We start from the raw sequence: 13,238 nt of genomic DNA, 5'->3' as shown, positions 1-13,238 counted from the left end.
ATCATTTAAAATGAGGAGATTACTATGGGAATTAAACTAGTTGCAATAGATATTGATGATACGTTACTAAATCCAGAGGGTAGATTAGCAAAAGAAACAATTGATGCCGTCAAAAAAGTGACACAAAAGGGAATTAAGGTTGTCCTTTGTACGGGACGACCTTTAGCTGGTGTGGTTGGATTTCTTGAACAATTAGGGATTAGTGGGGATGACCAATATGTCATTACCTACAACGGTGCAATTATTGAAACAGTAAGTGGAAAACGTCTAGCGCAACATACGTTAACCTTTGATGAGTATATAGCTGCAGATAAATTAAGTTATGAATTAAATGTTCATTATAATATTTTAGATGATGAGAGCCGAATTTATACATCTAATAAAGATGTTGGTCGTGTGACCGTTATTCAAGCAGCTGAAAATAATGAAGGATTATTTGTACGAAATCCAGAGGAAATGTCACGGGACTTAACCGTTTCTAAAATTATGTTTGTGGATGAACCTGAAGTTTTAGACGCACAGATGATTAATATTCAAAAAATATTTGATGATAGTTATTATGTTGTACGTAGTTTGCCAGAATTTTTAGAAGTTTTGAATAAAAAAGCTAATAAAGGAAATGCATTAACAGATTTAATTGCAGAACTGGGATTAAAAGAAGAAGAAGTTATGGCAATGGGAGATCAACATAATGATTTAACGATGTTTGCCGTAGCCGGAACGACTGTTGCGATGGGAAATGCCATTCCTGAATTAAAAGAAGCAGCAACTTATGTAACAGAATCGAACGTTAATCATGGTGTTGCGGTTGCATTAGAACGTTATGTAGGTTAAATAACGATAAAATATAAAAAAGTTTGGAGTCCGCATGAGGTTAGCGAGATTCCAAACTTTTTATTTAGTCTAAAAGATGTTGCTTTGTTAAGTAGTCGTGTGCGACGGTACTTGCTGGGACATTTTTAACATCAACTAGATAATTCATTTTTTGCATATCTGTATCAGAAATTTTTCCGGTTAATTTATTTAAACTTTTTTTGATGGATGGATATTTTTGTGAGATGCCCTTTGCAACAAGTGGGGCGCCTTGATAAGGTGGGAATAAAGACTTGTCATCTTTTAATGTGACCAAATTATATTTGACGAGCTGACTATCAGTTGAATAGGCATCAACTAAATTTACATTACCATTCACAATGGCTTGATAGCGAAGTGCTGGTTCAAAAGATTTAGTGTTAAATGACAAATGATACTTGCTTTGTAACCCTTTGTAACCATCATCACGGTTTAGAAACTCAAGCGTAAAGCCTGCCTTTATTTTTGAAGATACTCGTGATAAATCAGAAATTTTTGATAGATGGTATTTAGTTGCAAAGTCTTTAGTGACAGCGACAGCATAGGTGTTTTGATAAGCCATCGGATTTAAATAATCTAAATCTGATTTAACTTTAATTTCGGTTTTTGCTTGCTGGTAGGCTTTATTTTCATTTGTACTTTTGAGTGGTGATTTTACTAACTCTTCAAGTACCGTACCTGAAAATTCTGGGTAAATATCGATTGAATTAGATTTTAATGCAGAGTATAGAAAACTCGTTTTACCAAAATTTGGTTTTAAAGTAACCTTGATATTGGCGTCGTCTTCTTGAATTAAATCTTTATACATATTAATTAGAATTTCAGGTTCTGCCCCCATTTTACCAGCAATGACTAATTCTTTTTTCTGATGTGTGAAAGTATTGATTGTGGCACCAACAGCAAATAGGAATCCTAAAGTAATTAATATAATGGTAATTGTTTTTATCTTTAAATTCTGCAATTGCCGGATTAAAACACTGAAAACAATAGCTAGAATAATAGAACTCAACGCGCCAATAATAATCAAGCTCATATCATTTCTATCAATTCCCAGCAAAATAAATGTTCCTAACCCGCCAGCACCAATTAAAGCAGCTAGTGTTGCGGTTCCAATAATTAGAACAAGCGCAATACGAATGCCTGAAATAATTAGTGGCATAGCTAAGGGTAATTCAAATCGAATAAGTTTTTGCGCACGTGTCATACCAAATGCAGTTGCGGCTTCTTCTAATGATGGATCAATACCAGTTAAACCTGCATATGTGTTCTGAAAAATGGGCAGTAAAGCATAAACAACTAATGCGATAATTGAAGGTAGTGTTCCAATTCCGACTAGTGGAATTAATAGCCCTAGCAGCGCGAGTGAAGGAATTGTCTGTAAAACACTGGTAATTTGCAACATAATTTCTGCTGCTCTTTTATGCTGTGCTAACCAAATTGCTAAAAAGACGGCAATGATGGTTGCAATCAGCAATGAAATTAATGATATCTGTAGATGTTGAAGAATAGCGGTCCATAAATCAGCACGGTGCATTTTAAAAGTTGTTATTAAATTTGCCATTGGTCATCCACCTCGCTATCAGACATGCTTGCACCATAACGAATTAAGCATTGGGCATCAACTGCACCAATGAGATTCTGGTCGTTATCTTTAACATTTATAATTGTATATTTAGAAAGTAGAGATATGAGTTCTTTAAATGTTGTTTGAGTTGAGGTGACGTGATTATTAGCGAGTTCATCAATTGGAAGACTAAATGATTTTTGAATCATTTCAGCTAAATTAAATTGCGTGTTGGATACGTCTAACCCAAAAAACTCTGAAATAAAATCATTTTTTGGTGCATTTCTAATTTCGTCAGGGGTACCAACTTGAATGAGATTGCCATCATGCATAACACCAACACGAGTTCCGAGGCGAAGAGCTTCAGACATATCATGCGTAATGAAAATAATGGTATTGTGTAGTTCCTCATGTAAATCGATGACGATATCTTGTAATGTTTTTTTTGAGATAGGATCCAGCGCACTAAATGGTTCGTCCATTAAAATTAATTTTGGTTTAGTTGCAATTGCTCGTAAAATACCAATTCGTTGTTGCTCGCCACCGGATAAATCGCTAGGCATTCTCTTACGATATGCTTCAGGCGGTAAACCAACACGTGTTAATAAGGCATCGACACGTTCTCTTTGTTTGTTTTTAGGCCATTTTTGTAATTCTGGTAATAAGCTGATATTTTCAGCAACTGTCATATTAGGAAATAAAGCAATCTGCTGTAAGACATAGCCAATCTGTGAACGTAAAGTATGTAACGGAATCTGATCAATATTTTGATTTTCAAAGTTAATAGTACCCGAGGTGGGCTCAATTAATCGATTAATCATTTTTAAAGTTGTCGTTTTACCACTACCACTAGGGCCAACAAGAACAAAAAGTTCCCCTGTATCAATATGTAAGTTTAAGTCGTTTAATACGGTAACTGTTTTGAATGTTTTGTTTATGTGTTTGAAATCTAACAAAAGCTAACCCTCATTTCTTCTTATTTTATATGTAATATATCTGGAAATGGTAACTATTTCGATGTAACTCTACATGAATGAAAATTATTAAGCAAAGATTTTGTTTTAAAATGTTGGAATTAAATTTTAGTGTAGGAACGGTCTGAATTGATGGATGGAGTAAGCCTTAATATTAAAAATAATATGTAGAAAAGCTTGACTTAGAGTCAACTCTAAGTGTTTTAATAGAAACTATTGAAGGAGGCGATTGAATGACTAATGAGCAACAATATAAAATTGGTGAGTTTGCTAAATTAGTTGGGTTATCAAGTTTTACATTGCGTTACTATGAAAAAGAAGGCTTAATTAAGCCTCACCGTAATTCGGCAGGCTTACGTTATTACACGGAACATGATATTAAATGGGTAGGATTTTTGCTTCATCTTAAAGGGACAGGGATGCGGATTAATGAAATAATTAAATACGTTGAACTACGAGCACAAGGTGATGCAACCATTAAAGAACGACGCGAGATGCTCAGCAAGGTAAAAGAAAATGCACTGTCTGAAATGGTAGAATTACAGCATAATATTGAAATTATTTCTCATAAAATTGATTGGTATGACAGAAAAGTTTCACACAGAACAAATGGAAACGAAGTGTCAGAAGATATTAGTTTTGAAAAGTATCTAGAACAATTCGCGATATACGATTAACGCTAGGTTAACCGTATAAAATAAAGTGAGGTAATTATAATGAATGAGGAACAAATTAAAAACGGTCTTTTTCCAATAGGTGAAAAAAATGAAGCATATAAAGATTTCTTTGTTGGTCAAAGTTATTTAGACATGTTAGTGGCGGATCCAGATATAAACGTTGGTGTTGGAAATGTTAGTTTTGAACCTGGAACACGTAATAATTGGCACATCCATCACGACGGTTACCAACTATTATTGGTCACTGCCGGTGAAGGTTGGTACCAAGAAGAAGGTCAACAAGCACGACGTTTAAAAGCTGGTGATGTTGTTGTCACAAAAGACGGGATTAAACATTGGCACGGTGCTACAAAAGATAGTTGGTTCTCACATGTTGCTATTACAGCAGGGACACCTGAATGGTTAGAAGCTGTTGATGACGAAACGTACGGTAAATTAAAAGATTAATAGGAGGATATTATATTATGGTAAAGAAACAAACAGCAGGTCGCGATAACTTAGGCGAATTTGCACCTAAATTTGCAGAATTAAATGATGATGTTTTATTTGGTGAAGTTTGGTCACGTGAAAGTGAATTACCAGCACATCAACGCAGTATTATAACAATTTCAGCTTTGATTTCAGGTGGTAACTTTGAACAATTGCCAGCACATATGGCAATTGGCAAAACAAATGGAATTACGAAGGAAGAAATTGCTGAAATTATCACACATTTATCTTTCTACGTTGGTTGGCCTAAAGCTTGGTCTGCATTTAATATTGCAAAAGATGTTTTTGAAGACTAATTATTTAAAAGTGGGACATGAATTAAATAAATACTGGCTCCGTACTTTGTCAAAAGTATCGAGTCAGTATTTTTGCTTACCTAATTATTTCTTGAGGTCTTGTCTGATTAAAAGTGAAATTATAACAATCGTAATCGCGGCAATAATAAATTCTACATTCAAAAAGTGTTTATTTATGAAAAATGCAACAATGACTCTAACTATGGTTGCAATAGCTAACGTTAAGATGAATGTTTTAATATAATGGACATTTATATAATCGTTTATTTTTTTAAACATGGACTCAACTCCTTCAGTTACCTAATAATAGTGGCACAAATTAATAAGATAAGCGAATTTTAAGTAACATTAAATGATTGTCCAGCAGACGTGAAAGCGCTATAATATAATTTGTAATTAGTTTAGGAGGAGATAGTTAATGTATCAAGCAAATGAAAAACGTTATGATAAAATGATTTATAATCGCCTCGGTAATAGTGGATTAAAAGTTTCTGCTATTGCCTTAGGCTTATGGAAGAACTTTGGGGATGAGACACCTTTAGCAACGCAAAAAGATATTATTGAAACAGCATTTGATAATGGAATTACTTATTTTGATTTGGCAAATAATTACGGTGATGGTGCTGCCGAGAAGAATTTTGGGCGCATTTTACGTGAAGATTTAAGTGCCTACCGGGATGAAATGGTTATTTCGACGAAGGCAGGTTACTATATGTGGCCAGGTCCTTATGGCGAATGGGGTTCAAAGAAAAACTTGTTTGCCAGTATGGATCAATCATTACAACGTATGCAGCTAGATTATGTTGATATTTTCTATCACCATCGTCCAGATCCAGATACACCGTTGGAAGAAACAGCTGAAGCTTTGGATTTACTCGTTCGCCAAGGTAAAGCCTTATATATTGGAATTTCAAATTATCGGGCACCAGAAGCTGAAAAGATGATTCAATTACTAAAAGCTAAAAATACACCTATCGTTGTCCACCAACCTAGATATAATTTATTAGATCGTTGGATAGAAGATGGATTAAAAGATGTTTTAAAACAAGAGCAGATAGGAACAGTTGCTTTTAGTCCTTTAGCACAAGGGTTATTGACTGATCGTTACTTGAATGGTATTCCAGACGATTCTAGAGTGAAACGATTTGATACCTTGTCTACTGAGAGAGTTGAATCAACACTTAAAAAGGTTCGTGAATTAAATGAAATTGCAAAAAATCGCAACCAGACATTGGCTGAAATGGCGCTATCTTGGGATTTGAAAGATAATTCTGTTTCGTCGGTTATTATTGGTGCTAGTCGTGTGAGTCAATTAAAGGATAATTTAAAGGCATTAGAGCATTTGGATTTTGCACCAGAAGAATTAGCAAAAATTGATAAAATTGTGAAATAAGAAGAGGTATATAAAGAGAACCCTTGGGATTGAAATGAAATTCAATCCCAAGGGTTCTCTTTATATCTTTTTTTGTTCTATAAAAAATGTATTTTAACTTAATTAAGCTAAGATACATCAATTAAATAAAAACTATTTAATCTTGATTTTCAAGGATTTCTCGAAATGGAATTAAACCCTCTGCTTGGTATTCTTTAACAAAAGCTTTAACAGCATCTGGATCTTGTGTTTTAGGATCAATAATGAGCTGTTCAACAGGAAGTGGACGGTCAGAAGTTACTTTAACATCGATAACAACAGGCACTTTTGAACCTTTAGCTTCAGCAAAAGCAGTTTTTAATTCTGCTAATGTCCGGACGGTATACCCTTTAGCTCCCATGTCGTTGGCAATTGCGCCCCAATCAGCATCAATTAAATCAATACCTGAGTGTGGTTGTTGTTTATCATCTTGTTCAGCGCGGATGAATCCAAGTTCCTGATTGCTTAAGACAACGTTGATGATAGGCATGTTGTATTTAACTTGTGTTAAGACATCTTGCATGACCATCGTCCAACCACCGTCACCAGAAATTGAGAAAACTTGACGGTCTGGAAAGGCAGAGTGAGCCCCAATTGCTGCGGGTAGTGCATACCCCATCGTTGCGTACCATGCGGATGTTGTAAATTTATTTTTCTCACCAAGACGTAAGAAACGCATTGCTTCAATCGTTACATTACCAACATCAATTTGGAAAATTGCATCGTCATCTTTAATTTTATTAATTTCATTGAAAACTGGTTCAAAACGAAGTGGTTTACTGTCATCTTCAGTAAAGCTATCAATCCATTTAATCCAGTTTTCTTTGTTAGCGATGGCAGCTTTGTACCATTTTGTTGGTGCAACTGGTGTTTTAACGGCCTTATTTAATGCGATTAAAGTTTCCTTACCATCGGCTAAAATAGGGACATCAACTGAATGACGTTTACCTAATTTTTCAGAATCAATATCGACCTGAATAAATTTAGCATCTGGAGAAAAGAAATATTCACCAAATGGAAAATCAGATCCAATGAAAAGAACAGCATCAGCGCCACGAAGAAGGTCAACGCCGGGTTTGCCAGCAACTCGTCCAGCAGAACCCATGTATGCTTTGTAATCATCAGGAATAATTGTTTTAGCAAGCGCAGTTGTTGCGATTGGTAATGATAATTTTTCAGATAATTCAATTAATTCTTTTCCAGCGCCACGAACACCTTTCCCAGCATAAATAATTGGTGTCTTAGCTGTTGTTAAAATATCTAAGGCATCTTGAATTTGTTTATCACGAGGCATCGGATAAAGAGGTTCTTGGTGTGTTGCGGCTGTTGAAACAAAGGTGTCATCGATTTCTTGCCAACCTAAATCGGTCGGAATTGTGACAACTGCGACGCCATTATATTTGTAGGCTTGACGGATAGCTTCATCAACAACAATGGGTAAGTTTTCGGGTGTAGTAGCTGTTCTGTTATAAATAGAAACATCCTCAAACATTGGATTTTCATTCATTTCTTGGAAGTAATTTGTATTCATCACTTGTGTACCAACTTGGCCGACTAAGGCAAGAACAGGAACACCATCATATTTAGCATCGTAAAGTCCGTTTAATAGATGGACAGCACCGGGACCAGCGGAACCAAAAGTAACACCTAATTTTCCAGTTACTTTAGCTTCACCAACTGCTGCGAGTGCGCCGACTTCTTCATGACGAACTTGTACATAATTAATTGTATTTTTACGATTATGTAGTGCATTCATTGTTGAATCAAATGAACCACCTGGCAACCCATAGACGGTTTTAACGCCCCAATCTTCTAAAACTTTGAGCATGGCATCTGATGCATTAATTTTTTTTGGCATAATAGTAAATCTCCTTCTTGAAAAATTTTATTCTACAAGGATAGTATAAATCTACCAATGAATTAACACCAGTGAAAGCACTTACTTTTAGTAATTAAAAAAGGTAGTTCAGACAAAAAAGTCTGAACTACCTAAATAGGGTTTTATTTAAAACGAACGATAATTTTACCAAGTGCATGATGAGATTCACTACGATCGTGAGCTTCTGCTACACCTTCTGCAGAGAATTCATGAACTGAATCTAAGGTCACTTTTATAGTGCCATCTTCAAGCATATCAGCTAATTTAGTTAATTCTTCACCATTTGGGTCCAACCAAATTGAATCAAAAGTCACATTTCTTGCTTCAGCAAGACCTGCTGTTTTTTCAGAATCCATCCCAGTAATAGCAACTAAACGACCTGTGCCATGTTTTAAGATATTAACTGATTTTTCTTGTGCGTCACCACCGATTGTATCAACTACAAGGTCGATATCTTTTAAGATTTCCGCAAAATCAGTTTCATGGTAATCAATGACTTGGTCAGCGCCAAGTCCTTTAACAAAATCAATATTCTTCGAGCTAGTTGTGGTAATAACGTAAGCACCAACTGATTTAGCAAGTTGAATAGCGAAAGAGCCAACGCCACCTGAACCAGCATGAATAAAGACTTTTTCACCTTTTTCTAAATGACCATGATCAAAAAGGGCTTGCCATGCAGTTAAACCAGCTAAAGGAACAGCAGCAGCTTCTTCAAAGCTAATATTTTTAGGTTTTGGTGCAAGCAAATTAGCATCAACAGCAGTATATTCGGCGTAAGTACCAAAACGAGTCGTGGCAGGGCGTGCGAAGACTTCATCACCAATTTTCCAATCGGTTACGTTAGCGCCTACTTCTGTGATAACACCCGACACATCCCAACCTAAAATAATAGGAAATTGCCAGTTAAGCATACCTTGTAAAAAGCCTTCACGCGTTTTCCAATCAATTGGATTAATTCCAGCTGCTTTTTCTTGAACAATTACTTGATCCGCCGTCATTTCAGGCATAGCTACTTCACGTTGTTTAAGTTTATCTTGTCCGCCAAATTCATCAATTACAACGGCTGACATCATTTTCTTTTCTGTCATCGGATTCCTCTTCTTTCCAGTTACTTTTAATTTGTAAGTGAATTGTATCGAATAACGAAATAGAATGCAATCAAGACACTCTTTTATAGTATTAATATTCTTATGGTTAAAATTGACATTTAGACTTTATTTACGTATATTATAGCTATAAGTGATGAAGTAGTTCAGTAATTTATCGATCAATTTTAAAGAAACCTGGTGGTCGCTGGAAATCAGGAATTATCGATGAGTGAAGTACGCTATGGAGCTAACAACGATTCATCTCGTTAACGATGATTGAGCGATTAGCTACTATATTATGTAGATAATAACTTGGGTGGTAACGCGGAAATTAATTCGTCCCTGATATCTTTTTTAGATATCAGGGATTTTTTTATACTTATATTATATAGGAGGAAACAGAAATGAATATTATTGACGAACTAGAATGGCGCGACGCAATTAATCAAACGACAGACGAAGATGGGTTACGTGAACTAACGTCTGAAAAATCAATTGGCTTATACTGTGGGGTTGATCCAACAGGGGATAGTATGCATATCGGACACTTAATTCCATTTATGATGTTGAAAAGATTTCAATTAGCAGGACATCATCCATACATCATTATTGGTGGTGGTACAGGTTCAATTGGTGATCCAAGTGGTAAAAAATCTGAACGTGTGCTGCAATCGATGGACCAAGTTCATCATAATGAGCAAGCTCTCACTGCACAGATGACCAAATTATTTGGACAAGATTCAAATATTTCAATTGTAAATAACTATGATTGGTTATCAAAAATTAGCTTGCTTGATTTCTTACGCGATTACGGTAAGTTATTTAATGTAAATAGCATGCTCGCAAAGGATGTTGTTGCAAGTCGTTTGGAAGTTGGTATCTCATTCACGGAATTTACATACCAAATCTTACAATCAGTTGATTTCCTACATTTACACAAGCACCATGATGTTCAATTACAAATTGGTGGGGCTGATCAATGGGGGAATATTACTGCAGGAATTGATCTTATTCATAAAGAGCTAGGTTCAGACACAAAGGCATATGGGCTAACAATTCCACTAATGCTTAAGGCTGATGGTACTAAATTTGGTAAAACAGCTGGTGGCGCAGTTTGGTTAAATCCAGAAAAAACAACACCATATGAATTCTACCAATTTTGGTTAAATCAAGACGACCGGGATGTTGTGAAATATTTGAAATTTTTCACATTCTTAACGTCAGATGAGATTGCTGAATACCAAAAATCAGTTGAAACAGCTCCAGAAAAACGTGAAGCACAACGCCGCTTAGCACGAGAAGTAACAGAATTTGTTCATAGTCCAGAAGCTGTAATTGAAGCCGAACATATTTCTGCAGCTTTATTTTCAGGCGAAGTGAAAGAATTAACGACGAGTGAAATTGAACAGGGGTTTAAAAATATGCCTTCTGTTGAATTAGCAGCAGAACCAGAGAATATTGTTGAGTTATTAGTAAATACAAAAATTGAATCATCAAAAAGACAAGCACGTGAAGATATCACTAACGGGGCTATTCGTATTAATGGTGAAAAAATTCAAGATTTAGATTTTATGATTGATCCTGCTACAGAATTTGATGGCAAATTTGTGATTATTCGTCGTGGTAAAAAGAAATATTGGTTAGGACGCGTTAACGCATAATGGCACTATTTTATGTAATAGCTTTTCTTGTGGCGGGGATTATTATTTCAAATGTAATTCACGAAATTCTTCCTAAAATACCAGATGCTTTTATTCTTATTGTAATTGGTCTGTTGTTGTCATTAGTACCAGTCATGGCTAATTTCGAATTAGAACCAGAATATTTTATGTTATTCATTATTGCACCACTTATGTTTAATGATGGGCAAAAAACATCTGTTAGGGGGATCCGTAAAAATTTTCATGCGATACTTTTATTATCAGTAGTTTTAGCGCTTATTACAGTTGTAATAGTAGGGTTGTTAGCGAATCGATTAGAAGTTCGATGGACATTGCCACTTGCAATAGCACTAGCTGCGATTGTGACACCAACTGACGCCATAGCAGTAAAATCCTTAACATCAGCATCAAAACTTGATTCAGGGGTTAATACTGCCTTAGAATACGAATCATTATTTAACGATGCAAGTGGATTAGTGATGTTAAATTTGGCATTATCTGTGATGGAAAAAGGAACATTTTCCATCTATAGCGGATTATTTCAATTTATTTTTGTTGCAGTTGGTGGTATTGTAGTTGGGGTTATGGCAGGTGGAATCTTAGTTATCGTTAGAACGTATTTTAATAAGAGGGTAACTTCACCAGAATTAACGATTATTCCAATTGCGTTGTTAACACCATTTATTGTTTATTTATTGGCGGAAAGTCTAGGGACATCGGGAATTATTGCTGTTGTAACTGCAGGGATTGTTCATAATATTGAATCCGAGCGTTTAAAATTAACTGCAACACGTGTCCAGTTAGTTTCGTCAACAATATGGGATACGTTGACCGCAATGCTTAACAGTATTGTATTTATTTTATTGGGAATTAGTTTACCTGAAATTTTCCGGGCACTGATTAAACTTGGAACGAGTCAGTCGTTTGAGTTGTTGAGTCTGGGTTTGATAATCTATGTAGTCATGATTGGTATCCGATACACTTGGGCATTAATTGGAAAAGAACCACATATTGCTGCCTTTTTCGGTCCTTCAAAATCAAAAAAAAGACGAAAAAATGCATTTGTTTTTGGGTTGAGTGGGGTACACGGAACAATCACGTTATCAATGGCATTTTCATTACCAATGTTAATAAATGGACGGGCTTTTCCGTATCGAGAAGAAATTTTAATCATTGCAACTACTGTCATATTATTAAGTATGATAACACCAGCATTAGTGTTGCCTAAAATCTTACTAGCTAAAAAGTTATCATTTAATAAAGAAGAATTAAATTTTTCACGAATACAAATGATTGATTACGCTAGTTTACATTTAACAGAACGTATTCAATCTAACGATGTGAGATACGCGGTGATTCAACAATTACAATCACAAAAAGGGTTTAATGATATTCAAGGGTATGATAAACATCAAGAATTATTTAAAAAAATTAATGAAATTGAAGATGAATTTTTAAATAGTAATGAGATAAAAGAAATTTATCCTGCCCGAGTACTCAGTACGTACAGAAAAATTTTGGATACAGATTATGGTGGACAACGATTAAGTGTTAATCGAATCATTCGATCAGTAGAACATCAGGTTAGGCATGAAGCGTGGCATATTAGCCATGGGCAAATAACTCGTGGACAGAGAAGTAAGGCCAGGAAACAATGGGCTAAAGATAATATAGAAAAAATGCAAATACACAATGATTTCCGATCATTATTATGGGACTTGGAGAATCAATTGCATGAAGTAATTGAACAATATTTACATGATTTAACAAAAGAACGTTTGGCTAATGCACATGGACAACTAGATGATATTCAGAATGTTGAAAGATTTATCGAAGATCGACAAAGACACTTTCGTAGAGATTACGAAGAGAATGAAAAAATATCAGTAGATTTATTTATTCAAGCATTTCAATTAGAATATAATTATGTTCAAACACAATATATAGCAGGAATAATTAACGAGCAACTTGCTAATAAGTTGTATGATGAAATAAATCAGGCGCAAACACTACAAATGCAGCAACTATTAGTTGAACATTAAATAAAAAATAATTTCAAAAATCAGGATTAATAGTCTATTTTTGAAATTATTTTTTTATTTAAGACCTATAAAGTAATTAAAAGTACAGATGTATACGATTACATCAATATTTTTAGATTTAATTTAAATAAAGGCTTGACGAAGGTCATTATTCTTGGTAAAGTAATAAACGTTGCCTCAGTAGTAAACAACTAATTCAAATGTGACCAGTTAATTAATTAAAAAAAATCTTGACAATTAACGAAATCCTTGATATGATATAAAAGTTGTCAAAAGCAACCAAGTAGATCTTTGAAAACTGAACA

General features: G+C 34.9%; 11 protein-coding genes and 1 other annotated feature. Of the genes, 7 read left to right on the top strand and 4 right to left on the bottom strand.

What is annotated here, in order from left to right; all coding sequences use genetic code 11:
* The first annotated feature begins 24 nt into the window (after positions 1-24).
* Complete coding sequence (gene yidA / locus AC1RP4_RS00055) at positions 25-834, top strand: sugar-phosphatase (RefSeq protein ID WP_481761127.1); 810 nt, start codon at positions 25-27, stop codon at positions 832-834.
* A 64-nt stretch (positions 835-898) separates the two neighbouring features.
* Here yidA and AC1RP4_RS00050 read toward each other — a convergent pair whose 3' ends face one another.
* Both AC1RP4_RS00050 and AC1RP4_RS00045 read right to left on the bottom strand, forming a co-directional pair.
* Entirely contained in the window at positions 899-2,413 is a 1,515-nt protein-coding gene (locus tag AC1RP4_RS00050) for an ABC transporter permease/substrate-binding protein (RefSeq protein ID WP_481761128.1), read from the bottom strand.
* A complete protein-coding gene (locus tag AC1RP4_RS00045; RefSeq protein WP_481761129.1) occupies positions 2,401-3,372 on the bottom strand; it encodes an ABC transporter ATP-binding protein in 972 nt (323 codons plus the stop codon). The genes AC1RP4_RS00050 and AC1RP4_RS00045 overlap by 13 nt, the downstream gene beginning before the upstream one ends.
* 251 nt (positions 3,373-3,623) lie before the next feature.
* Between AC1RP4_RS00045 and AC1RP4_RS00040 the strand changes: the two genes are divergently transcribed.
* The 4 genes from AC1RP4_RS00040 to AC1RP4_RS00025 all read left to right on the top strand — a co-directional run bounded on the left by AC1RP4_RS00040 (position 3,624) and on the right by AC1RP4_RS00025 (position 6,245).
* Positions 3,624-4,067 (top strand): MerR family transcriptional regulator, encoded by a 444-nt coding sequence (locus AC1RP4_RS00040; RefSeq protein ID WP_481761130.1) that lies wholly within the window; start codon positions 3,624-3,626, stop codon positions 4,065-4,067.
* A 39-nt stretch (positions 4,068-4,106) separates the two neighbouring features.
* On the top strand, positions 4,107-4,514 hold the full coding sequence (locus AC1RP4_RS00035; protein WP_481761131.1) for a cupin domain-containing protein: 408 nt from the start codon (positions 4,107-4,109) through the stop codon (positions 4,512-4,514).
* Between the two features lie 17 nt (positions 4,515-4,531).
* Positions 4,532-4,852: a carboxymuconolactone decarboxylase family protein gene (locus AC1RP4_RS00030; RefSeq protein ID WP_481761132.1), complete on the top strand. Its 321-nt coding sequence runs from the start codon at positions 4,532-4,534 to the stop codon at positions 4,850-4,852.
* Positions 4,853-5,270: 418 nt separating this feature from the next.
* Positions 5,271-6,245 carry an aldo/keto reductase gene (locus AC1RP4_RS00025; protein ID WP_481761133.1) on the top strand — a complete coding sequence of 325 codons (975 nt, stop codon included), beginning with the start codon at positions 5,271-5,273 and terminating at the stop codon, positions 6,243-6,245.
* A gap of 136 nt (positions 6,246-6,381) precedes the next feature.
* On the opposite strand, the gene spxB is transcribed toward AC1RP4_RS00025, so the two are convergent.
* Both spxB and AC1RP4_RS00015 read right to left on the bottom strand, forming a co-directional pair.
* Positions 6,382-8,121: a pyruvate oxidase gene (spxB, locus tag AC1RP4_RS00020; RefSeq protein ID WP_481761134.1), complete on the bottom strand. Its 1,740-nt coding sequence runs from the start codon at positions 8,119-8,121 to the stop codon at positions 6,382-6,384.
* Between the two features lie 143 nt (positions 8,122-8,264).
* Positions 8,265-9,212, bottom strand: a complete 948-nt coding sequence (locus AC1RP4_RS00015) for an NADP-dependent oxidoreductase (RefSeq protein ID WP_481761149.1) — start codon at positions 9,210-9,212, stop codon at positions 8,265-8,267.
* A 163-nt stretch (positions 9,213-9,375) separates the two neighbouring features.
* Positions 9,376-9,577, top strand: a binding site (T-box leader).
* A gap of 57 nt (positions 9,578-9,634) precedes the next feature.
* Between AC1RP4_RS00015 and tyrS the strand changes: the two genes are divergently transcribed.
* Together tyrS and AC1RP4_RS00005 are read left to right on the top strand one after the other, a co-directional pair.
* Positions 9,635-10,891, top strand: coding sequence for a tyrosine--tRNA ligase (tyrS, locus tag AC1RP4_RS00010; protein WP_481761135.1), 1,257 nt, complete (start codon positions 9,635-9,637; stop codon positions 10,889-10,891).
* On the top strand, positions 10,891-12,933 hold the full coding sequence (locus AC1RP4_RS00005) for a cation:proton antiporter (RefSeq protein ID WP_481761136.1): 2,043 nt from the start codon (positions 10,891-10,893) through the stop codon (positions 12,931-12,933). Before tyrS ends, AC1RP4_RS00005 begins: the two co-directional genes overlap by 1 nt.
* Positions 12,934-13,238 lie beyond the last annotated feature (305 nt).

This window comes from Dellaglioa sp. CoH-56-MRSF-10 (genome assembly GCF_056782175.1).
Note: the sequence above shows the minus strand (reverse complement) of the source record. Positions and strands in the feature narration are given on the sequence as shown.